The following is a 22,390-nucleotide window of genomic DNA, read 5'->3' as shown; positions in this document are numbered from 1 at the left end:
CACTTCACTTTTGTTCATGTTGCATCGTAGTCAGGTAGGTTGGTTTCTAAGTTGCGTAGTGCGGGGATGCCAAAGCTTGACAGGGTAAACAATACGCCACAGGCAGAGAACAAAGCTAAGCCTAAGGCCATTCCGGCTCCCTTGAAATTACCAAAGAGCAATTGCAAAAATCCAGTCAATTGATGGTCACTATGAATCATGGGCTCAAAGACAAAATCCGCCAGAGGGCCAGCGATCGCCGCTCCTAAGGGCGTGGCCAATTGAGTTAATAAAAAACGAGTTGAAAAAACCCGTCCTTGTACCGCTGGTTCTACCTTCGCCATCCAGATCGCTTGGCTGTAGCTTTGCGGAAAGGGCGAACAGAAACCACAGACAAAAGCGATCAACATTTCCACACTGATATGTTTGGCCAGCGCCAGGGTGACCAATCCGATTTTCCAGATCGCTAGCGTGGTGAGAATGCCAATAACCATGCGGCGGGGGCCTTTCCAAAAGCTGAGGGTGATACCACCCAAAACACCGCCAAGACCAAAGGTGGCAAACAAAGTGCCCCAGATCGCCGAGTTGTTGTTATTCCGAGCCAGGATCACCGCTGGCAGCAGCGCAAAGCTAGCACTGGAAAAGAAATTGCTGACTAGCCAGAAACATAATAGCGCCAGCAAACCTGAACGCGCTGCGATGTAGCTAAAACCAAAGGTGATCGCCTGCCATTGAATATGCTCCGGCTGGTCATTGGCTTCCGGCTGAACCTGCCTGGGAATATATACGGCGCTAAGGGTGCCGATCGCCACCAGGAAGGTAATAACATCAATGCTCAGGATGCCAGATAACCCAATTGCGGCATAGGCAACCCCAGCAATCGTGGGCGCGATAATGTAAGTGCCTGACATCTGAATTGAATTGAAGGCAGCAGCCCTGGCATAATATTGCTTGGGCAAAATCGAGGAAGTGGAGGCTGTGAGCGCCAATCCCTGGATATAGCCAAATACACCATTAACCGCACCACTCAGGTATAAATGCCAGATGCGTAGGTTATCAGTCAGAAATAAACCCAGAATCAAAATGGTGGAGATGCCTGCCACCAGATCACCCAGAATCATCAGTTGTTTACGATCGAAGCGATCGACCCACACCCCCGCAAACAACGACACAATCAAGCGGGGTAACTGGGTCACCACCAGAATGAATGCCAACGGTGTAGCTTGGCCAGTTACCTGCCAGGCCCAGATTGTGATGCCAAAATTGGTCATTTCCGAGCCAATCAAGGATACAAATTGCCCCACCCAGATGATTAAAAAAGTTCGCATTAAATTAGCTGTCAGGGATAAATAAAAGTGAATCAGCTAGCTTGAATCAGACAAAAGGAAATCGCCCATTTGTTCGAGGATCAGTTCCGTGCCAATTGGGCCATTTAAACCATTCCACAGGTAATAGGTAGCAAAATGCACTCGTCCCGCCTTGCTTGCAGTAAGGGATTGAGCGATCGCGTTATCTGCCCAACTCTGCCTCGCCGCTTTAGCTTGGTGCATTTCTACTATTTCCGTAGCTTTTTCATCGGTTGCCGCTGACAAGTCTTCAATATCCAGGTTGTAAGTAAGAATAATAATTGTATCGGCCTGATCAAAATCGGGCAGTGCTTCTACAGATATTGGTGCATTCACAGGTAAATCACTGGGAAGTGTGACCAACTCAAAGCCAATTTCAGTTAGAAGTTTACTTAGATAAGTATTTTGCGCAATCAAAGCAATTGTGTCCTGTAAATTATTGGTCACTAATAACAGGATCTGAGGATGCTCCGCTGCTACGTCGGCAAACTCTTGCTTGGCATCAGTTAAGAGCTTTTCATAGGTAGCGATCGCTTTATCGGCACTTTCTTTATCTCCCAAAGCCAGCGCCAAAGTTCTAATAGTTTGCTGCCACTTTCCCTGAGCAGTCCTGCCTTCCCATAACAAGGTCGGGGCGATCTGGCTGAGTAAATTATAGGCTTGTTCTCCGCCTCCGCCAGCTTCGCCGATGATTAAATCTGGCTTGAGTACAGTCAATCGCTCCAGGTTGGGTTCGCGGTAACTACCAGCAGCAATATTCACTGGTTGAGTAGTAATCCGATCGCCCAGATAGGGAATTTGCATAGCCGGTTGGTCATAACGATCCAGACCCAGGAGATCAACTGGTGCAGCATAGCCAGCCGGTTGATGCCCCAGAGATAGCAGTAAATCTAAAATATGACTTCCCAGCACCGCAATTTTCTGGGGTTTGCCGCATACCTCTGTTTCTCCCACATCATGTTGAATCATCCGACAGGCTACCGCTCCATCTAAAGCTGTTTGTTCAACCGCAGGATCGTTTGCCTGTTCCACTGTCGCCTGATGACAACTCACTACCAGGAGCATTACCATGCTAGAGCATAATATATATCTGACTATGCGTTTAAGTTTCAACATCACACTATGGCTAGATAAAGCATCTGCTTAGAATTAATCAGAACTCATAGGAAACGGAACCAATTACGGTAAACCCAGCACCTCGATTAACTTCTGCCTGGGCACGGCCTTCGGTAGATTCGATATAGTCAACATCAAACAGATTACGGAAATTAATCGCCGCACGCCAGTTATTGCGTTTGTAGGCGATCGCGGCATTGGTTAGGAAATAACCCGGTGCAGTGCCAGTATTAGCCTGATTCGCCTCTCGATCGCTCACAGCATTAAAGCCAATCCCAAAACTGAGCCCTCCCAGAGTACCCTGCTGAATTTCATAGGTAGTCCAGATGTTGAAGCTGTGTTCAGGGACATTAAAAACGCGATTGCCCTCTAAACCGGTATTATCAGATGTAATTTTGGCATCGGTATAGGCGTAGTTAACAATTAAATCCCAGCCTGGTAATAGTTCACCGATCACATCTAACTCAATCCCCTTGCTCTGCTGCTCACCGGTGGCGATCGAAAACATGGGGAAATCGGGGTCAGGTGTAGCCACATTACTTTTTGTAATATTGAAATAGGCGATGTTTGCAATCAGCCTACCATCGTATAGCTCGGCTCTAGCACCGACTTCATATTGCCTACCTCGCTCTGGTTCTAAAATACTGCCATCAACCGTCGTGGCTGTGTTCGGAAAGAACGATCGACCAAAGCTGGCATAGAGGGAAAGGGGCTCGATCGGTTGATAGACAATTCCCAGACGGGGGCTGAAAGCATCGTCACTTTGAGAAGTTTCTGATGCTTCGGGGCTAAATAATGAAGGTCTACTGATGTTAGTTTGATCTACATTTTCATAGCGGAAACCCAGCAGTAGCTTGAGATTATCCAGCACTTCAATTTGATCCTGCAAATAGATGCCAGTACCTTTAGTAATTGAATCGCCATTAAAGAAGATCGGCTGATTATTGAAATCTGGGCGGGGCAGACCATACACCGGATTGAGAAAATCAAAAGGGGTGAGTGCAGTTATATCACCTCGCCCCAGGCCATTGAGATCCTCGCGGCGGTAATAATCAACCCCAAACAAGAGCTTATGAGCGATCGAGCCTGTCCAGAATTCTCCTACTACGTTCGTTTGTACTTCATAGGTACTACTGGGTTGATCCAGTGAGATAAAGGAACGTAAAAGTGCCCCTGTCTCTGGATCGGAGCGAAACGGAAAGGCAGAGATAAACGCAGTATCATAACGAGTATAGGCAAAGGCGTTACGGATTTTCCAGTTGTCACTGAAACGATGTTCGAAGTTATACCCCAGGCGACGATATTCGGCATTAATAACATCGTCAGGCTCACCAGCAATCCGCTCCCGTGGAGCATCGGGGATTTGACCATTGATAAGCGGTTGACCAAAGTCGGCCGGGGCTTCATCATTTAAATATTCAAAACTAAAGTTAAAGTCGGTGCGATCGCCCATCTGCCAGCTAATCGTAGGAGCAAAGAAATAACGCTCGATCGACTCATTAAAATCACGGAAGCTATCTTCGTTGCGATATAGCGTATTCAATCGATACTTAATATTGCCACTTTCGGTTAATGGGCCTGAAATATCCAGGCTAGGGCTGATAAAGCTACGATTGCCAATTAGTGCCTCAATTTCATAAAAAGGAGCTACGGTAGGCTTTTCGGTAACTAGGTTAATTACACCACCGGGCTCCAGTGCTCCAGATAGAACTGATGCCGGTCCTTTTAGAACTTCAATCCGTTCAATATTTGCTAGTTCTTGAATTGTATTACCATTGCCCCCATTAGTTGACCGGAAGCCATCACGCAGGATGGAAGCACTGTCAAAACCCCTGATCTGAAATCGGGTTCCCCTGGGATCATTGATTGACTGTTGTACGCCACTGACATTGCGGAGAGCATCTCTGAGCTGAATAATTTGCTGATCTTCTAGGACCTCCTTAGGAATCACCTGAATCGATTGGGGGATATCCCGCAGTGGCGTATCAGTACGGGTGGCAGTTGATACATCAGTCTTGGCGTAGCGCGATTCTGGCTCAGCAGTGACCACCAGTTCAATATCTGAGTCGATCGCTTCCCCTGGCAACACACTTAGCAATAGACCTTGCTCAGCAATAGCGATTTCCACATCTGGCGCTGCATCAAGGCCAATAATTTCAATCCTGACCTGGCCATCGGGAAGGTTATAGACCAGTACCGCATCAATGCCTGCCGCTGGTTCGATCGCCTCAAATTCCTGACCATCCTCAAGTACCAGGATCGCATTGGGAATATCGGCAACCAGGGCATTATCGACAATCTGCGTAGTTGGCTGGACGATCGCTTCAGTACCAGTTTCCAGCAATACTTCTAAACCCTGCTTCCGTCTCAGTTAACTCTACACCAGTTATCTGTACCATCGCCTGGGCAATCGCATTTACCCATTCATCTACGCTGATTGCTGATTCTTCCAGGGCGGCGATCGATTCAGCCTGGTTTGCCTCAATCTCGTTTGCGGTTACCGACCCAGGAAATGTAGTGCTGATAGTTATTACCACCGCGATCGGGGCCAATGTTTTAGCCAGCAACAAATTACTCAGTGAATAGTTATTAAGCTTCATATCTCCTCACCTTCTGACTTTTCCCTGCCCCATTTCAAGCGCTGATCAAAAATATGATTTAGTTGCAGGAAGTTAAGCCATTAAATTAAAGTCATTCTCAATAACCTAGATTACGATCACCCCATTTTAAGTACCAGCCATTTTTAGCCCCAGATGGCAGTTATTTTTAGCCCTGAATGCACTTTTATGGTTCAGATTACTTACTGGCGCTCACTGACATAGTTTTTAGCTAGGTATTGCTGCTGATAGGTCTTGGGGTTTACCCCGAATTGCTTCTTGAAAGCGATCGTAAATTTACTGGGATTGCGATAGCCCAGTTGTTTAGCTACTGCTGCGATTTTAATGTCTGGCTGGTGTAATAACTGTTGAGCCTGTTCAAGTCGATAATGTTGTAAATAGACAAATGGTGTGGCCTTAAACAGTTGCTGAAATCCCTCGCTCAGCTTGCGGCGGTTCAATCCTACCTGACGTGCTAACTCGTTTAAAGAAGGAGGATTCACAAATTGACTGACCAGAATTTGCCGCGCCGCATAAATTTGCTCGATCGCATCCAAATTAATCGCAGGGTTGGCCTCCGTTGATTCGTTCTGCTGTTTAAACAAATAAATTGTCTGCTCTAGCCATTGAGTAATCAGCTCTAGCGCTTTCGATTCTAGATAAAACCGGCGTGACGTGCCCTGGTGGGGACAATCTAAAATCTGCTGAATCACCTGCTGCATTCCCAAGGTGGAGTGCAATCGCCATTGAAGTAAGTTGCTTGGTTGATTTATTAGTGGCGATCGCTGCTGACTTAGTTGCAAACTTTTTAAAGAAAATTCTTTCTGGTCAAAGCCCTCTGGCCATAATAGTTCCATACCCAACTCAGTCAGAATCTCTTCCAGTAAAGCGCCTGAAACCGTTAGTTCGATCTCAAAGGTTTTATTCCCTTTTGAATATTGCACCAAGCGTTCTACATTTGCTTCTCGGTCAGTGAAGCTAGACAGAGTTGCTGAGACAGAAGCGTATTTATGATTGTTTTTGTGAGCTTGGCTGATGAAAAAATCAATCACTAAATTGGGGCCAGCGGGAATTACTGGTTTAAAGGCCTCCACATAATCAAATTCGATCGTGAAGTCATCATAAAACTCGAAGTTGTTGATCGCCAGGATTAACCCTTCACGAATCTGGACATACTGACGATAGCCGCGTCCCAGGTATGGCGGAATGCGGATAATAAAATCATCTTCATGGCAATGGAATAACTGCAAATCTGCCCAGCCGTCCCTGGCCTGGTAAATATCAAATAGGGCGGCCAGATCCTTAGCATCCTTAATTACATGGGTGATCGCCATAGTCTAAATTCTGCTAAACAGTTTAGCGATCGCAGATTGACAAATTACTGCTGTTCGGTTTTCGAGCATTGCAACACTTCAAGAACATCTGAATATATAACTTTATAATCTATTGATAGTCTTTCTCAATAGTATAAGGTATAGTTGAAATCTAATTGTCTAAATATGCCCGATCATAGGGTTTGCCAGCGCACACCATGCCCATTGCCACACACCAGAGCGTAACTCGAGCAATTGTCCCACCAGTTCTAGCCATTACCGACTATGACCACTGCAAACCCACTGACCGATTGCAAGTTTTGCTCCACCATCTCGAAAAACAATGGTGAAGACCCGATCGGTAGTGCTAGATTCACTGACTACTGGTTAGTTATGGAATTGCCCCAGCCCTGGACAATGGAACGGTTCCAGACTGACCCAGTCCTTGCGCCGATGCATGATTTTTTTCATCAACTGCATGATCTTCATATTCATGTTGTACCGATGTTGATTACGCCCGATCGGGAATATTCATCACCTGATGCTACCAGAGTGATGTTTTATCAAAAGCCCGATGCCATGTTTGCCCATTTTGAAAAGCAGGAATTTTTGATTCAGCCGGAACAAATTAAGGACTTAGCAATTTCTCTATTCCTCGATCGAGAGCAACTCAGCCAATTTGATTCCTATCGCCAGGAAAGTAACGATATCCGCGATATTATGGTTTGCACCCACGGGAATGTGGATGTGGCCTGTGCCCGGTTTGGCCAACCGATTTATCAACAATTGCGAAAGGAATATGCAGCTAATTCAGATGGGAAACTACGGGTCTGGCGTTGTTCCCATTTTGGTGGCCATCAGTTTGCGCCAACTTTAGTAGACTTACCCACTGGGCAATTCTGGGGACATTTGGAACCAGAGATATTAGGGAATCTGGTCAATCGTGATCGTTCTGTAAGCGGATTGCGCCGTTTCTATCGCGGTTGGTCGGGTTTACCCAGGCTTGCACAGTTCGTAGAGCGCGAAGTGTGGATGCAGCATGGCTGGCAATGGTTGGACTATAAAAAGATTGGTCAGGTAATTAAACAAGAGCCAGAGCAGGATAGCAAAAATGTGGAATGGGCCGAGGTGAAACTAGAGTATGAATCGCCCGATGGGAATGATAAAGGAGCTTATATTGCAAAAGTGGAGCTGAGCCACACTGTGGATACGGTAATTAATTCCGGTGCAGATGTTGTTTCGGTGAATCAATATGTGGTCAGTTCCCTGGAGCGAGTCGCCTAGCACCAGAAAAATTGCCTGACAAATGAAAAGTTGAAAAACTAGCCCACATCCTGAGCCGCTTCGGATTTGATTTTGGTGGTTTTACCGATCGGGATACACATCGGTGTACCCGCCACTGGATCGGCCATAATCTTGCAATTAATCCCAAATACATCAGCAAGGAGTGCCTCAGTCATAATTGCTTCGGGGGAGCCCTGGTTATAAATATGCCCCTGTTTGATCGCCACCAGGTCATCGGCATAGCGACAGGCTTGATTCAAATCATGTAATACCATTACGATCGTGCGACCTTCCTGGTAATTTAGCTCTTGCAAGAGGTCAAGAATCTCGATCTGATGAGCTAGATCCAGGAATGTGGTTGGTTCATCTAGCAAGAGCGTATTGGTGTTCTGTGCCAGGGTCATAGCAATCCAGGCGCGTTGGCGCTGACCACCGGACAGGCTATCGATCGGCCGGTGGGTAAATTCCCGCATTTCGGTTAAGGCTAAGGCGCGTTCTACCTGTTGTTCATCTTCGATCGACCATTGCTGAAACCAGTTCTGGTGGGGATAACGCCCCTGGGCTACCAGATCTTTTACGGTTAAGCCCTCTGGTGCTACTGGGCTTTGCGGCAAAATACCCAATCGCTTCGCCACTGCCTTGGTGGGTAATTTAGCGATTGCCCTACCGTCTAGATAAACCTGGCCATGATTGGGCTTCATTAATCTGGCCAGACCACGCAACAGGGTTGACTTACCACAACCATTGGGCCCCACCAGTACTGTGATCCGATCGGCATGAATTGCCAGGTTCAGTCGCTCTAGAATTATAGTGCAATCGTATGCCAGAGATAGTTTCCTGGCTTCTAAACGCGGTACATATTCGGAATAACTAGAATTAGCAGAATGAAGATCCATTAACGACTCCAGATCAACAGATAGACAAAATAGGGTGCGCCTACAGCAGCGGTAATGATGCCACAGGGCAACTCGATCGGTGCAAAGGCTAGCCTCGCCAGCAGGTCGGCCACTGCCACCAGTAAACATCCCAGTAAAGCTGCGATCGGCAATAGGCTTTGATGGGAGGCACCAACCAGCCGCCGTGCCAAATGGGGAGCCATCAGACCGACAAAACCAATGTTTCCTGCTGTGGCTACCGCTGAACCGGCCAGTGCCAGACCACTCAGTAGCAACAGGCCGCGATGCACCTCCAGACGACTACCCAGCCCGATCGCCATATCATCACCCAGGTGTAAATTATTCAGTTCTCTGGTCATGAGCAGGGCAATCAAGCCAAATACCACCAACCAGGGTAGCATCGCATATACCTGCGCCCAACTGCGTCCATAGACACTACCAGCCAGCCATACCAGTGCTTGAGAAACGCTATTGATATTGCCAAAGGTGGTCATTAAATTAGTGAGAGCGCCAGCAACGAAGCTAAAGCCAATCCCCACCAGCACCAATCGCACTGGTGAAGTGCCCCCATCCCAGGCTAGTAGGTAAATTGCCACCGCCACGATCGCTGCGCCGCCAAATGCTGCGATCGGTAGTACCGCCACGGGTAAACTGGGGAACAGAATAATCACGCTGACAGCAGCAAGGGAAGCACCAGCATTAACGCCAATGATGCCAGGGGCAGCCAGGGGATTACGAGTAATACTCTGGGTAATCGTACCAGCGATCGCCAGAGCCATCCCCACCAGGCAGGCGGTAATTGTTCTGGGTAAGCGCAGGGTATTAACCACAAAAACATAATCAGGATTGCTGGTCTCTAATCCTAAAATTACTTTTGCCGTATCAAGAATGGGAATCGCATATTCTCCCTGACTGATACTGATCAGAACGGTAGCGATAATACACAGGCCGAGGCCAAGGATCACCACGGGCACACGGCGATCGACCCAGAAGGAAATGGGTAAACGATGGAGTCGCAGAATATACCAATTACTGGAATTACTAGAGGGGGAATTCTGATTCATTGTCTTACCGCCTGATCCTGGTGCGAATTAAATAGAGGAAGAAGGGAGCGCCAAATAAAGGCAGCACAAGACCCACAGGCAATTCACGCGGTTGAAGCACCAATCGTGCCAGAATGTCAGCGATCAGCAACATAATTGACCCAGCGATCGCCGCATAGGGCAAGATCCAGCGGTAATCAAGGCCAACTAAAAATCGCACCAGATGCGGAACTACTAGGCCAACAAAGCCAATCGGTCCCGCGATCGCCACTGAGCCGCCTGCCAGCAGCACCACACTTAAGCCAGCGCTGGCTTTAATCCAGGCCGTGTTCTGACCCAGCCCCGCCGCAATATCTTCGCCTAAACTTAGCGCAGTTAGTTGCTTACCGAGTAAAAAAGCCAACACCAGGCCGATCGCTATGAATGGGAATACCTGACCCACCAGTTCCAGATCTCGTCCAGCCACAGAACCAGCCAGCCAGAAGCGAATTTGATCCAGGGTAGATTGACTTAGAATCAAAATCCCGGTGGTAATTGAAGAGACAAGGGCGGTAATTGCTGCGCCAGCGATCGCCAGGTTTAATGGTGTTAAACCACCACGACTGGCAGCACCCAGGAAATAAACCACGATTGCCGTGATGCCAGCACCAATCAGAGCAAAAGCCGCACCCGCACTGAGGGAAGACAGATCAAATAGAAAGACTGCCATTACTACCGCCAGAGCAGCACCAGCATTGATTCCCAGAATGCCTGGATCGGCTAAGGGGTTCCGAGTTAACCCCTGCATAATCGCCCCAGCCACTGCCACAGCTGCGCCCACGATCGTTGCCGTAACTGAGCGCGGCAATCGTACAGTACGGATAATCAGGTGATCGGTTGATTCACTGCTGGCCATGATCGCCTGATATACCTGGCTCAGGTTAATATCAGCAACTCCTAGAGTTAAGCTACTGATAAAGCAAAACCCCAGCAACACCATTCCTACCAGAATGCCGATCCCGCGCCACGATTGAGATTTACCTGTCAAGCTTGCATTCATATCTATACTTGGCTGTCCTGGCTGTTGAATTGAATCTAGAATTCTTTAGTTAAGGCTAGTTACTGCTTCTTTTGAGTGGCGATCGCCAGCTTCACTCCTTCCACCTGCCGCAATAAATCCATCACTTCCACCACACGGCCATGATTCACCTGTTCATCAGCATTAACAACTACCACCAGTTCGGGATTGAGTTGCTGCTGCTGGAGAATAAGTGGTTCAAGATTCTCTAATTCAACTGGTTGGCGATTAAAAGCGATCGCTCCCACTGGATTAATAGTTAGCGTTACAGGCGTGCTTTTTTGTGGTGTGGCGGAATTCGCTTTGGGTAAATTTACGGGCAGGCTATCAATTCTAGTTAGAAAAATAGAAGTAATAATGAACATCGCCAGGATCGAAAAAATCACATCGATCATCGGCAGAATATTTAGCTCTAGGGGCGAATCCTCTTCCTCAAACAGTCGCATATTCCTCCTGGGGTTGCTGCTGGTAATATTGCCGACGGTAGGTTAGTTCCAGTTGGCCGCTATATTCTTGAATCAGAGCCATTTGACGACGGTAAAAGCTGCGGAATAGGCTGGCAAAAAGCAGGGTAAAGATCGCCACTACCAACCCCATTACCGTCGAAACCAGCGCTTCACTGATGCCTGAAGTAACCAGAGGAATATCAATGCCGCCTTCAGCACCTAAGTCCAGAGCAGCAAAGGTTTTAATCAAGCCAATAATTGTGCCCAATAACCCTAGCAATGGTGCCACATTAATGATTGTCTCAAACATGGTATTGAATCGCTTCAGGATGGGAATTTCAGCCTGCGCAGCACTTTCCAATGCCAGACGAAATTCATCGGGCTTGGGGCGATCGAGCATGATTGCTTCTAGGAATATCCTAGACATGGGCAGGTACGCTGTATTTTTCAACTTGGCGATCGCGCCGTTTGGCTCAGAAGCATATAAAGATAAAACCCCACGCATGATTTGCTTTTGGCGACGAACTACCCGCGTCCAAAAAATCAGCCGTTCGATCGTCAGACCCAAAGCAATCAACGAAAAAATTAGTAATGGATAGGCAACAATTCCACCGGTTGCGAAAAAGTTACTAAATTGCATGTTTAAACCTCATAGCTATAACTCCCCAGGCTTTGACGAATACTTTAATACTTAATGAAAGTGATTTGCAATATTATATTGTATTGGATAGTTGTAAATTATAAATCTTAATAGGCTTGCGGGGAAAACTAAAACAATGTAGATTTATTGAAACGTAATACTTATAAGGAATATACAGGTTAGCGTAGATCCAGCTATTCAAAATATAAGTTGAGCAATATTCTGAATAAGTGATCATTTAAATACAATTCACTCTTTATAGAGATCTTGAATTGCTGATCTTATTGATAATCAATAGCAATTCTTGCCGGTAATGGGAGGCTTAAACTTATGCATCGCTCAAGTTACTGCGATCGTAAACGTAATGAAGAAATGCGACTGTTATTGATCGTAGGTCTGGGCAGTATATTGTCCTCAACCCTATTTCATATGGTGGTGATCGCGTTTGGCCGCTTACCCGATTGGCGATCGAGCCAGAGTTTGGATGATGAAAACTATATTGAGATCGTGGTCGTTGAACCACCTGCAGAAGACATTCCAGAGGTGATTGAACCGCCCGAAATTACCCCAGAACCACCACCACTACTAGTCCAGCCAGAGATCGCGGCAGTACCATTCGTACCAGAGCAACCTATTATCCAAGAATCTACGCCCCAGCCATTGGAGCCTAATTTCGATAATCTCTTGCAGGACTTGGTACCCACAGATAGTGCGGAATCTTCTTCAGTGTCTGTACCGGTAGCGCCAGCATTACCAGGTAATACCTTTGACCCTACTAAATTGATTCGAGTAATCGCCCCCAAAGCGCCACCTGTACCACCTGCTCCTCCTGCACCCCCAGCCAGAAGAGGGAGCGATCGTGGTGGCGTAGTCTGTCAGAATTGCCCTAAGCCCAACTATCCGCGTAGTGCCCGCAGAGATGGAGTTGAAGGCCAGCCCAAAGTTACCTTTGATGTAGATGAGAATGGTAAACCCACTAATATTAGAATCAAGAATTCCAGTGGCAATTCAGAACTAGACCAAGCTGCAGTCGAAGCGGTGCAGGAATGGCAGCTCGACCCCAATAGTTCTAGTAATGCGGAAGATGTATCAGCGACGATTAATTTTGAGCTAGAGGGATCGCAACGGCAAAGAAGACGCAGGGAACGCGATCGCCGCAGACGTAGAAGGGAAGAACGCACCAGGCCACCAGAACCCGTAGCGGCACCAGCTAACCCAGCACCTGATGTGAGTAATTCAGTGCCTGAAGCACCGATCGCCACGCCAGAGGCTCCCCCCGAAAATCTCCTGGAAGGTCCGGCTTCGGAACCAGCAGCACCAGCTCCCGTTGTGCCAGAACAACCAGAAACACCAGCGATCGAGGACACTGGTACACCTGCGCCTGTAGAGTCTGCACCAGCACCGATTGCTCCACCACCGCCCCCACCGGTTGAAGCGAGTGAATCCTCTTCAGAATGAAGTAAGTAGTCGTTAGCCGTTTAAGGATTGAGCAATGTCGGCATGTAGTTAAGCATAATCCTATTTAATACTAATCATTCTCAATATGAGATTAGCTTAAAACCAATGCTGCGGAGTCTTATTGCATTCTGCAGTGCTTTAGTGTGGCTAGTTTTAAATTCTAAAAGCCTTTAATGACTTAATTTAAAGTTTTTTACCTTTAAAAATAAAGAATTTGTCGCTCGCTTTAATGCTAATCATTATTAAGAATCACTTGCAATAAAATATAGTTTGCCCTAGGTTGATAGAGGTGTGTTGAGAGTAAGTAATGAAAAATTCTTTTAGATCTTTATATTTAGCTGGTTTTGCTGGATCAATCGCCCTGGTGAATCCTCAGCTAGCGATCGCTACAGAAGTAACCGAACTAGCCACAGTTGGGCAAATACAGGATGTGGAGCCTGCTGCCACCACAGTGCAGGAATGGTCGGTGCAGATCGCCCAGGCAGAAATTATTGAAATTACCAATATCCAGATTCAACAAACCGAACAGGGAATTGAACTACTGCTGGAGACCAATGGAGAACTGGCAGTAGCGGATGTATTTACCGATGCAAATGAATTAGTAGCGCAAATTCCTAATGCTAGATTGAATCTGGCCGATGGTGAAGAGTTTGTGGCCGATGCACCGATCGCTGGGATTGACTTCGTAGAAATAATTGAGCTAGAGGGCGATCGAGTGCAGATCGTTGTTGCCGGTATAGATGCAGCACCAGAGGCAGAAATTAATCAAACCCCAACAGGATTAGCTTTGAGCCTGGTGACCGGCGATGCCGTGGCAGATGCTGATTCCGAAGAAGATACAGACATTGAACTTGTCGTAACTGGCGATCAAATTGGTAGCGATTACTATGTTACTCATGCCACCAGTGCCACCCGTACTGATAGCCCGTTGCGGGATGTGCCCCAGTCAATTCAAGTAATCCCCCGCCAGATTATTGAAGACCAGCAATTACTCAGGGTAGAAGAGGCGGTTGAAAATGTTGGTGGTGTTACCTTTTTGGGTAATAACGATGGACGGGGACTTAATTTTGCGATTCGCGGCTTTGACAATGTACCAGTACTACTCGATGGCTTCCGCCTGTTTGATGGAGATTCAGTTGAAGCGGAAGTAGCTGGACTAGAACGGATCGAAGTGCTCAAAGGGCCTGCCTCAGTTCTCTTTGGTCAGTCTGAGCCGGGCGGTTTAATCAATCTGGTCTCTAAGAAACCGTTGCCAGAGCCCTACTACAATCTTACCTTTCAGGCTGGCAATCGTGGCTTAATTAGCCCTAGCATCGATCTATCGGGCCCGCTCACTGAAGATGGCCGGGTGCTATATCGGTTTAATGCCCTCTATCGCCGTGAAGATAGTTTTCGGGATTTAGACAATAGTTTCAATCGCCTTTTTGTTGCCCCCAAGCTTTCCTGGGCCATTAATGAAGACACCGATATAACGATCGGCCTGGAATATATTAATGATCAAGACCCTGCTGATTTTGGCACTGTGGCTCTTGGGGCTGGCGTTGCCAATATCCCCTCTGAACGCATCACCAATAATCCAGAAGATACCCTGGAGAAAGATTATCTGAATATTGGCTATGACCTAGAACATCGATTCAGTGAAAATTGGAAATTGCGTAATGCTTTTCGTTTCATTTCTGATGAATTTAAATTTGGTTTGCTGGCCTTGCCCTTTTCTCTGGATGACGAAACAGGCGTCTTAACACGAGTATTTGCTGACCAGGCTGCCCAGAATGATGTTTATGCCCTCTATACCAATGTGCAAGGTACATTCAATACTGGCGCGATCGAGCATAACCTGCTAGTTGGTGTTGATTTAACCCGCCTGGAAAACACGATTACGGGTAGGTTTTCCCCTGAGCCGACTTTCTTCAGTTTGATCGATATATTTAATCCAGACTATGGGGCTACGCCTAAGCCGCCCCTAGAGGATGTACCGCTATTTTTTAATGGCACTTCTATAACCAAGCAAGTGGGCATTTATCTGCAGGATCAGATTTATCTTTCGGATAATTTAATTGTGCTAGCGGGGCTGCGTTATGACATTGTTGATCTCGAGTCAACTAATCGGCTTGAAGGAACCAGAACCAGCCAAAATGATAGTGCAGTCACACCGCGGATTGGGATTGTTTATCAACCCAGCGATCGGATTGCCCTTTATGCTAACTATTCGCAATCGTTTATTCCCAGTACAGCGATCGATGCCCAGGGTGAAACCTTAGAACCGGAAGAAGGTGAAGGATTTGAATTTGGTGTCAAAGCTGACATCATCAAAGATCGGCTCTCCGCCACATTGGCCTATTTTGATATCACCAAGAGCAATGTCGCCACTGCCGACCCTGATATTCCCTTTGCTACCGTTGCTACCGGTGAGCAGCGCAGTCGTGGCATTGATTTAGACATAGTTGGCGAAATTCTGCCCGGTTGGAATGTAATTGCTTCCTATGCCTATATCGATGCCGAGGTCACCGCCGATAATACCGATATTCTGGGCAATCGGCTTTCCGGAGTGCCTGAACACAGTGCCAGTCTGTGGACTACCTATGAAATCCAATCGGGTAACCTTCAAGGGTTGGGATTTGGGATTGGTTTTAACTATGTGGGCGATCGCCAGGGTGATCTAGCCAATAGTTTCAGCGTTGGTGACTATTTCCTGACCAATGCTGCCATCTTCTATGGCCGTGATAATTGGAAGCTACGAGTGAACATTAATAACCTTTTTGACAATGATTATATTGAGGCTGCTAATAATGGCCGCACCAGGGGCATTTACCCTGGTGAACCGTTTACAATTCGCGCTTCTATATCGGTGGATTTTTGAGGTGAGCTGATTTCTGGTTTTAAACATTCTGGATAAACAAATCATGAAGTTTTCAGTATCTATCAGATTGTTGGTTTCAGTCATGCTTGTAGGGGCGATCGCTGCTTGCCAACCAGCCCAGAGCGATCGCCCTGCTACTGATGAAACTGCGAATGAATCTAATTCACCTGCTACGCCAGATTGTCGCTTGGTAGAACATGATGCTGGAGAGACCGAAATATGTGGTCAACCACAGCGGGTGGTGGCACTAGGTCCCTATGCCCTAGAACCCCTATTAGCTTTGGAAATACAACCGATCGCCTTTGCTGATCACATCAGCTTGCATCAGGGCGATTATGATCAACCCAGTCAACAGATCCCTTATTTAGGCAAATTTGTGACTCAGCCGATCGCTAATGTTGGCCTTGCCTATAATCCATCCCTGGAATCAATTTTGCAGCTCAAGCCTGACTTGATTGTGGGTGCGGAAGGCAGTGAGGCTCAGTATACTAACCTATCAGAAATTGCTCCGACAATCTTAGTCAGTTGGTCAGAACCAAAGGCAAGCCTAGAGATTATTGGCCAGGCGGTCGATCGCCCAGAGCAAGCTAAGCAGATATTACAAGTGACAGAGCAAAGAATTGCCAACGCCAAAGAAAACTTCGCACCGTTAGTTGCCACCCGCCCCCAGATGTTATTGCTAGGCTCATCAGAATTACAAGAGATTTTTCTAGCTAATTATTATGGTATGTGCGGTTCTTTGTTGGAGGAGTTAGGGTTTGAGCTTTTAACCCCAGCAGGATTAGAAGAACCTCAATCTGATTCTCATTCAATTCCAGTCTCAATTGAAACCCTGCCGCAGCTTAATGATGCAGATTTGGTGTTGCTTCTGGGCAACAACTTCACTGAACTTGAGCAACTAGATGGACTTGAAAACTTTGAAGCACACCAATTGGCAAAACTAAAACAGGCATGGTTAGAAAATCCGATTGCCCAATCCCTTGACGCTAGTAAAACAGGCCAGGTTTATTTTATTCCTGTGTACATCTGCGTAGGGTTACCTGGAGTGATAGGCGCTGAGCTTTACCTAGATGAACTAGAACAACACTTGTTAACAACTCAGTAAACCTTGCTCAATCTCCTTAAATGATCGCTTTCGCTCTTAGCATGTTCATCACTCTTTATCTACTAGATTGAGTATTTAGAACAGATATCGAAGCGGATAATGACGTCGAAATAGTGCGTTCATTTAATAAATCAGTAGATACTGACTACAATATTCCTTGAGGCGATCGTGCAGCTAGGTAAATGAAGCTTGAAGCAGCGATCGAATCCCATGCAAATTCTGGGGACTCCCCTATAATGTACAACATTTAAGCAAAACCCTATCTATCACTGGATTCCGATTGCCGCCGATCGCCCCTTTTTTGTGCCTTTTGGCCACTTCTGCGGCATAAGTGATAGCGTTATCCAGACTGCGAGTCACAATATTTCGAGCCATATTTCCACTTGTCATAACCTATCCTAATTATTGGGTTTTGGGGCAGGTAGGGTCTTTCAACTTGGTCAATCATTCTCTGGATTCGCTTAATATTGTCAAGGTCAATACTGCCATCTTCGTTAAGCAGGTAATATTCAAGGCCATAACCGGTTAAATCCCTGAGTTTTTCCTGGCGTTTAGTCCACCATTGGCGATCGGCATAGGTTTTAAACTCAAACTGGCTAGCACTGATCAGAGTTGGAAATTTCATTTGATAGAAGCTATCACCTGGGAGGAAATTACTCCGCAGATTGCCGTTATGCCTCCATCCATCGACTTTGACTAATTGCCTTGAGCGATATAGAGGTACGGGGTGAACGGGCTTGCAGGTCAAAATATCTCCGTAAACTTGCACCCTGGGATGAATGTTAAACCCCTCAATATTTTCATGTAGTTTTGAGCCTCTTACCTTTACATAGAGTTTGCCATCAAGCTGCCGCATCCCATAGTTAGCTACATTAAGAAGGGCTATATCTTGATATACGTCCTTAATTTCATAATCAAATTCGCTTAAGAAAGTCAGACCATAAGCATCAGCAAAATGATCCATGTGTTGCTTATATAGTTGGTTAAGCTCGCCCCAATTGTCCTTGCTGCCCCATATCTCGATCTCACCATTAGTCAGACAATATTCACGATCGCCGTTTACCTTTGGTCTATTGCCCGATATACTCCATTGGTCACCGCCTCCAATCGGTTTTAGCTTTATGTATGATTTATGATGGCGATCCAGGCTATCGTAGTCTTTGACTTGGCTAAGCACATTTAATCCTAACTTTCGATTATTTGGAAAATTGAGAAAAGCAAACTGGTTCAACATTGCTTCGCTGCCGTCTGTAATAGCTGTCTTACCATTCGAAGCCTTAACCATGCACCAGCAAACGTTCCTGACCAATGCTGTAATATTATTTGCCACTACTACATTACCGATATCAAAATAAGGACTGGCAATAGTGCCGTAGGTAGTGTTAATTACTAGTTTCAAACCACTCTGCTGAGCATCTAATTCTCTATACTTATCACTGTCTACAGAGTATTGATTACGCTGCTGTTTTAATCTTTTGCGTTCTTCGATCAGTAGATCTAAGAAAGATGAGAGTTCTACTCCTAACCAAGCTCTGCTTCTTTCATCTAATTTATAGTTGCCGCTGTGTGATCTGCTATTACTAGTACTCAACCTCTCACCAGCCATAATTTCCTGATTCAATTCTTCAGGATTATCACACCTTTTTGAGTTGGGATAATAAATCAGTGCTTTGACTCTGAGCTTCTTCATTAGCTCAGCTCGTTCTTGCTTAGTTGCTACCTTGTTTATTATTTCAAGTGTTGAACTGGTCAGTACCCCATTTTCAATCTCTCTTGTATGTAAACCGAAGTCAGCTTTAATAGCACCGTCATCATCATCTTTACTATCACCAAGCCCTGTTAGCTTGGGGTTACACTTACTAAAGATTAGATCCTGATCAAAGCTAAGTTGTTCAACTGAGTCGATCACTGCGAACCATAGGCCATCAACAAACTCACTTCCATATTTTTTGAGCATCCTTTTGATTGTTAGCCATTTATCAGGACAATTTAGAGGAAATGAAATAGTGGTTGGCAGGCCTATTGGGTATATGATCTGTTTCATTGCTGTGGCATAGGCGCCGGATATATCAGCACTTATTGCCAATCCTCTGTGCAAGACTTTACCTCCACTTTCATTCCTAGCCCTGCCCCCTTGAACAAGTGCCAGGTGCCTTGTTGTCATCTCCGCATCGTTACACAGTAATTGATTGATGCCAGATTGACATAATAATTTCCCAAGATTATCTTTTGCCAAGATTCAGTATCTCAAATTGATAGATGTTCAATTAGTTCATCTGATATGGGGCACTGCCCAGCTAAAAACTCTGAAAATAAGTCACTAACGAATCTGCCAGATGACATAGCAGGCTTATCTCTTTCATTGATTCCTAGTACTTCTCGACAATGATTTTGTTGCCTAAGTCTTGCCTGAAATAAATCGTAAAGAACCAGATCGCCCATTGCATAGCTAACAAACTCTTCTGGCATTTGTTCATATGCCTCATTCATTCTGGACTTGTACTCATCCATGATTGTTTTAGCAGGCATCGCTACATTCAATTCGTTTGCGGTCTGAAGCAGCGACTTCTTGCCATGTCCCGCATGATCTATAACTTTGAGAAATACCTGGCGGGCTACCCCATCCCGAAGCAGCCAGTAATCCAGCTTGATTCTTCGTTTTGAGTGTAAGTAACTATGCCTTCTCAAATACTCAAAAGCTTGCTTTGCGAGTCGATCGCCCAGGAAGCAGCGTATATCGCCTTCTGAGAAGAATATATGCAAATTGATTATGATTGGCTTACCTAATTTACAGTTTGGCGGTTTGTGTTAAATGTCAATTACCAATTTCGACGGCGTCAATTACTTGGCAAATAGCGGATGTAAATGACGTGTGCAAATGACAACTAAAACTAAGCTGAAAGGAACTGCATATGTTGAACCTCAAGGAGCAGTAAGATTCGGATTGATAGCGATTATTATTTTTGCGAGCGCTCAACAGCGTTGCGTTTACGGAAACTATCAGCATGAATTTCAACAATGAGAGCATGATGAATGAGGCGGTCAACGGCAGCAACAGTCATCATGTCATCGGCAAAGATGTGATCCCATTGCGAGAAAGGCTGATTAGCAGTAATGATGAGGCTTTTGCGTTCATAACGATGAGCAATCAGCTCAAACAGGACGGAAGTTTCAGCCTCAGATTTTTTGACATAGCCAAGATCATCAATAATGAGTAAATCAAAGCGGTCAAGTTTGGCAAGGATAGAGGCAAGCTGAAGTTGTAGTTTGGCTTGCTGTAGATGTTGTAGCAAAGCATAGGCCGAGAAGAACTTAACCCGTTTGCCCATTTCAATCATCGAGCGCCCGAGCGCAGCAGCAAGATGAGTTTTACCGACCCCGGAAGGTCCAAATAGCAAGCAGTTTTCGGCCCTATCCAACCAGGCCGTATCTTGTGCCAGTTGGATCAGTGGCGCTGATTTGAAACTAGGGCAATGTTCAAAATCGAAAGAGGTAAAGCTTTTACCAGTAGGTAATTTAGCCTCAGCGAGAGCTCGTTTGATCCGATTCTGTTGGCGATAATCCAGTTCCAATTCGCACAGAGCGAGCAAGAACCGGTCGTAAGCCCAATGCTGTTGGGTGGCCTTCTGCTCGATAGTCTGCCAATGTTGGAGCATGTGCGAGAGTCGTAGCTGTTTGAGTATCAGGCTCAGAGTATTGTTCGGGTTTGGTTTCGAGGAGTTGGTCATAGGCTGAAAGCGAATGTTGTTGTACGTTTAGTTGAGGTACGCTCAATTGCTGCTGGGGTAGTAGGAACTGTTGCTGTAGAGCCTTCAGGCTGAGAGTGCCCTGCTGCAGTTGGGTTTCAAGATAGTCGGCCACTGTAGTTTCTCTATCGTGCTTGGCAGCAATATAGAGGGCTTCAACCATGATGCGCGCTGCATTATCGATTTCAAAATCAGCCTGTAACCTCTGCCACAGCTGCCGCCATTGTTGATTAGGCAATAGGTCTTGCTGCCAGGTGCAGTAAATAAAGGCACGGGGTTTACGCCTGAGGCTATCAATTACATGGCGGTAGTTAATACAGCGAGCACGGCGGATTTTGGCTGACCCATGTACTCGCAAACGGGGTAGTTCCACCACTTGTTGCTGCCCCAAATAACCGACCAGGCGGTTGTGATAGATATGAATATTCAGCTGCCTGCCAATCAGTCTTGATGGCACCGTGTAAAGAATGCAGCGCACCGAAATGGTGCTGTGGCAGGTCACCCGCACCGTCAATTCTTCGTAATCGGCACAGCGATATCTCGGTAGTGGTTGTAGGGTTACTTTTTCCTCGGCAAACTTGGCGCTGCATTTACAATTGAGCTTGGCAACCACCTGCTCGATAAATTCTTGATATGCACTCACTGACTCAAACTCAAAGCTGCCACGCAAATACAGAGCTTGGCGCAACCGGCGCTTGAAATGTCCATGGGGAGATTCGATGGAGCCATTTTCATGAGCCACGCCTGGGTTATTGCGACTTGGACTCATGCCATAGTGTTCACATAGCTCGGCATAGAATTGGGTTAGTGGTTTATGCCGTTTGCCCGCCATATTCCGATAGGCAGCACTCAAATTATCGGTGCGATGCTGCTTTGGTACACCACCACAGGCATGCAGCGCATTCTGTAATCCTTCAGACAAGCCGATAAAGCTCTCGCCACCCTCGATTACCTGCACATATTGCCAGCCACTGTAGGCCAGACGGTAGTGGTACAGCAGGTGCTCATATTGTTTCCCTTTGATGGTAACTTCCACCTGTTTGAGCTCGGTAAAATCTGATAGACCCATTTCGCCGGGCTGATGGCGGATCTCAAACATTACCTCCTGCGGTTTGCCATGGATACTTTTCCATACCTGCACTCGCCTTTGTAAGGTACGCAATTGTTGCTCATATTGGCCTGGATAATGCTCGGCTAGATATTCATACAATGTCATCGCCTCTAGACGAGGCTCACGTCGAAGCATTGGCTCTAGCTCTTCCTCCCACACTCCTGATAGCGGATCTCGGCGGGTGCGCCAATCTCGCTCACCTTTACTCTTGGGCTGGTGTTTGCCTTGCTCAATACGGCTGCCGCTACGGACTGATATGCCGGCAATCTCGGCTGACTCATTTTGATTGCAGCCGACCTCTCGTGCTTTCTTGTACACTTGCACTTGATATTGTTTTATATATTGACCTGACACTGCTGACGTTCCACTTTCCTGTTTGAACGTCTTTAGTGT

Annotated in this window: 18 protein-coding genes; 4 read left to right on the top strand and 14 right to left on the bottom strand. The window is 46.3% G+C overall.

From position 1 onward, the window contains the following. Positions 1–14: 14 nt before the first annotated feature. From PSE7367_RS16100 to PSE7367_RS20655, 5 genes are all read right to left on the bottom strand, one after another. Complete coding sequence (locus tag PSE7367_RS16100) at positions 15–1,307, bottom strand: MFS transporter (RefSeq protein WP_015166411.1); 1,293 nt, start codon at positions 1,305–1,307, stop codon at positions 15–17. Positions 1,308–1,343: 36 nt separating this feature from the next. Continuing rightward, positions 1,344–2,390, bottom strand: a complete 1,047-nt coding sequence (locus PSE7367_RS16095) for an ABC transporter substrate-binding protein (protein ID WP_015166410.1) — start codon at positions 2,388–2,390, stop codon at positions 1,344–1,346. An 88-nt stretch (positions 2,391–2,478) separates the two neighbouring features. Then, on the bottom strand, positions 2,479–4,785 hold the full coding sequence (locus PSE7367_RS16090) for a TonB-dependent siderophore receptor (protein ID WP_051038009.1): 2,307 nt from the start codon (positions 4,783–4,785) through the stop codon (positions 2,479–2,481). Then, on the bottom strand, positions 4,766–5,041 hold the full coding sequence (locus PSE7367_RS20660) for a hypothetical protein (protein WP_051038006.1): 276 nt from the start codon (positions 5,039–5,041) through the stop codon (positions 4,766–4,768). The genes PSE7367_RS16090 and PSE7367_RS20660 overlap by 20 nt, the downstream gene beginning before the upstream one ends. 200 nt (positions 5,042–5,241) lie before the next feature. Then, the gene (locus tag PSE7367_RS20655) at positions 5,242–6,372 is read right to left on the bottom strand and encodes an AraC family transcriptional regulator (RefSeq protein WP_015166409.1); all 1,131 of its coding nucleotides are present in this window, start codon (positions 6,370–6,372) and stop codon (positions 5,242–5,244) included. Between the two features lie 264 nt (positions 6,373–6,636). Between PSE7367_RS20655 and PSE7367_RS16080 the strand changes: the two genes are divergently transcribed. Continuing rightward, positions 6,637–7,635 carry a sucrase ferredoxin gene (locus PSE7367_RS16080; RefSeq protein WP_015166408.1) on the top strand — a complete coding sequence of 333 codons (999 nt, stop codon included), beginning with the start codon at positions 6,637–6,639 and terminating at the stop codon, positions 7,633–7,635. A gap of 38 nt (positions 7,636–7,673) precedes the next feature. Here PSE7367_RS16080 and PSE7367_RS16075 read toward each other — a convergent pair whose 3' ends face one another. The 5 genes from PSE7367_RS16075 to PSE7367_RS16055 are packed head-to-tail and all read right to left on the bottom strand — an operon-like array spanning position 7,674 to position 11,717. Then, positions 7,674–8,531, bottom strand: coding sequence for an ABC transporter ATP-binding protein (locus PSE7367_RS16075; protein ID WP_015166407.1), 858 nt, complete (start codon positions 8,529–8,531; stop codon positions 7,674–7,676). Beyond that, complete coding sequence (locus PSE7367_RS16070) at positions 8,531–9,595, bottom strand: FecCD family ABC transporter permease (RefSeq protein ID WP_015166406.1); 1,065 nt, start codon at positions 9,593–9,595, stop codon at positions 8,531–8,533. Before PSE7367_RS16070 ends, PSE7367_RS16075 begins: the two co-directional genes overlap by 1 nt. Positions 9,596–9,599: 4 nt before the next feature. After that, a complete protein-coding gene (locus PSE7367_RS16065) occupies positions 9,600–10,613 on the bottom strand; it encodes a FecCD family ABC transporter permease (protein WP_015166405.1) in 1,014 nt (337 codons plus the stop codon). Positions 10,614–10,672: 59 nt separating this feature from the next. Then, positions 10,673–11,077 (bottom strand): ExbD/TolR family protein, encoded by a 405-nt coding sequence (locus PSE7367_RS16060; RefSeq protein WP_015166404.1) that lies wholly within the window; start codon positions 11,075–11,077, stop codon positions 10,673–10,675. Next, positions 11,064–11,717: a MotA/TolQ/ExbB proton channel family protein gene (locus PSE7367_RS16055; RefSeq protein ID WP_015166403.1), complete on the bottom strand. Its 654-nt coding sequence runs from the start codon at positions 11,715–11,717 to the stop codon at positions 11,064–11,066. Before PSE7367_RS16055 ends, PSE7367_RS16060 begins: the two co-directional genes overlap by 14 nt. Before the next feature lie 330 nt (positions 11,718–12,047). On the opposite strand from PSE7367_RS16055, the gene PSE7367_RS23000 reads away from it, so the two are divergent. The 3 genes from PSE7367_RS23000 (at position 12,048) to PSE7367_RS16040 (ending at position 17,140) form a co-directional block, all read left to right on the top strand. After that, on the top strand, positions 12,048–13,175 hold the full coding sequence (locus tag PSE7367_RS23000; protein ID WP_015166402.1) for an energy transducer TonB: 1,128 nt from the start codon (positions 12,048–12,050) through the stop codon (positions 13,173–13,175). Positions 13,176–13,482: 307 nt separating this feature from the next. Continuing rightward, entirely contained in the window at positions 13,483–16,035 is a 2,553-nt protein-coding gene (locus PSE7367_RS16045; protein WP_015166401.1) for a TonB-dependent siderophore receptor, read from the top strand. Between the two features lie 43 nt (positions 16,036–16,078). Then, positions 16,079–17,140, top strand: coding sequence for an ABC transporter substrate-binding protein (locus PSE7367_RS16040; RefSeq protein WP_015166400.1), 1,062 nt, complete (start codon positions 16,079–16,081; stop codon positions 17,138–17,140). A 340-nt stretch (positions 17,141–17,480) separates the two neighbouring features. Here PSE7367_RS16040 and PSE7367_RS16035 read toward each other — a convergent pair whose 3' ends face one another. The 4 genes from PSE7367_RS16035 to istA form a co-directional block, all read right to left on the bottom strand. Continuing rightward, a complete protein-coding gene (locus PSE7367_RS16035; RefSeq protein WP_156800419.1) occupies positions 17,481–19,376 on the bottom strand; it encodes a DNA polymerase domain-containing protein in 1,896 nt (631 codons plus the stop codon). A gap of 11 nt (positions 19,377–19,387) precedes the next feature. Then, entirely contained in the window at positions 19,388–19,903 is a 516-nt protein-coding gene (locus PSE7367_RS16030; RefSeq protein ID WP_041698555.1) for a hypothetical protein, read from the bottom strand. 194 nt (positions 19,904–20,097) lie between these two features. Then, a complete protein-coding gene (gene istB / locus PSE7367_RS16025) occupies positions 20,098–20,775 on the bottom strand; it encodes an IS21-like element helper ATPase IstB (RefSeq protein WP_041699222.1) in 678 nt (225 codons plus the stop codon). After that, on the bottom strand, positions 20,663–22,351 hold the full coding sequence (gene istA, locus PSE7367_RS21260) for an IS21 family transposase (RefSeq protein ID WP_015146090.1): 1,689 nt from the start codon (positions 22,349–22,351) through the stop codon (positions 20,663–20,665). Before istA ends, istB begins: the two co-directional genes overlap by 113 nt. Positions 22,352–22,390 lie beyond the last annotated feature (39 nt).

The sequence above is a fragment of the Pseudanabaena sp. PCC 7367 genome, from assembly GCF_000317065.1.
Lineage (GTDB): Bacteria > Cyanobacteriota > Cyanobacteriia > Pseudanabaenales > Pseudanabaenaceae > Thalassoporum > Thalassoporum mexicanum.
This window is presented reverse-complemented; position numbering and strand designations above follow the sequence as displayed.

Bases quoted from the DNA above. Each gene is read 5' to 3' on its own strand.
- PSE7367_RS23000 (WP_015166402.1), top strand. From the start codon at position 12,048: ATGCATCGCTCAAGTTACTGCGATCGTAAACGTAATGAAGAAATGCGA.
- PSE7367_RS16065 (WP_015166405.1), bottom strand. From the start codon at position 10,613: ATGAATGCAAGCTTGACAGGTAAATCTCAATCGTGGCGCGGGATCGGC.
- PSE7367_RS20655 (WP_015166409.1), bottom strand. From the start codon at position 6,372: ATGGCGATCACCCATGTAATTAAGGATGCTAAGGATCTGGCCGCCCTA.
- PSE7367_RS16095 (WP_015166410.1), bottom strand. From the start codon at position 2,390: ATGCTCCTGGTAGTGAGTTGTCATCAGGCGACAGTGGAACAGGCAAAC.
- PSE7367_RS16060 (WP_015166404.1), bottom strand. From the start codon at position 11,077: ATGCGACTGTTTGAGGAAGAGGATTCGCCCCTAGAGCTAAATATTCTG.
- PSE7367_RS16100 (WP_015166411.1), bottom strand. From the start codon at position 1,307: ATGCGAACTTTTTTAATCATCTGGGTGGGGCAATTTGTATCCTTGATT.
- PSE7367_RS16075 (WP_015166407.1), bottom strand. From the start codon at position 8,531: ATGGATCTTCATTCTGCTAATTCTAGTTATTCCGAATATGTACCGCGT.
- PSE7367_RS16080 (WP_015166408.1), top strand. From the start codon at position 6,637: ATGACCACTGCAAACCCACTGACCGATTGCAAGTTTTGCTCCACCATC.
- PSE7367_RS16040 (WP_015166400.1), top strand. From the start codon at position 16,079: ATGAAGTTTTCAGTATCTATCAGATTGTTGGTTTCAGTCATGCTTGTA.
- PSE7367_RS16045 (WP_015166401.1), top strand. From the start codon at position 13,483: ATGAAAAATTCTTTTAGATCTTTATATTTAGCTGGTTTTGCTGGATCA.
- PSE7367_RS20660 (WP_051038006.1), bottom strand. From the start codon at position 5,041: ATGAAGCTTAATAACTATTCACTGAGTAATTTGTTGCTGGCTAAAACA.
- PSE7367_RS16070 (WP_015166406.1), bottom strand. From the start codon at position 9,595: ATGAATCAGAATTCCCCCTCTAGTAATTCCAGTAATTGGTATATTCTG.
- PSE7367_RS16055 (WP_015166403.1), bottom strand. From the start codon at position 11,717: ATGCAATTTAGTAACTTTTTCGCAACCGGTGGAATTGTTGCCTATCCA.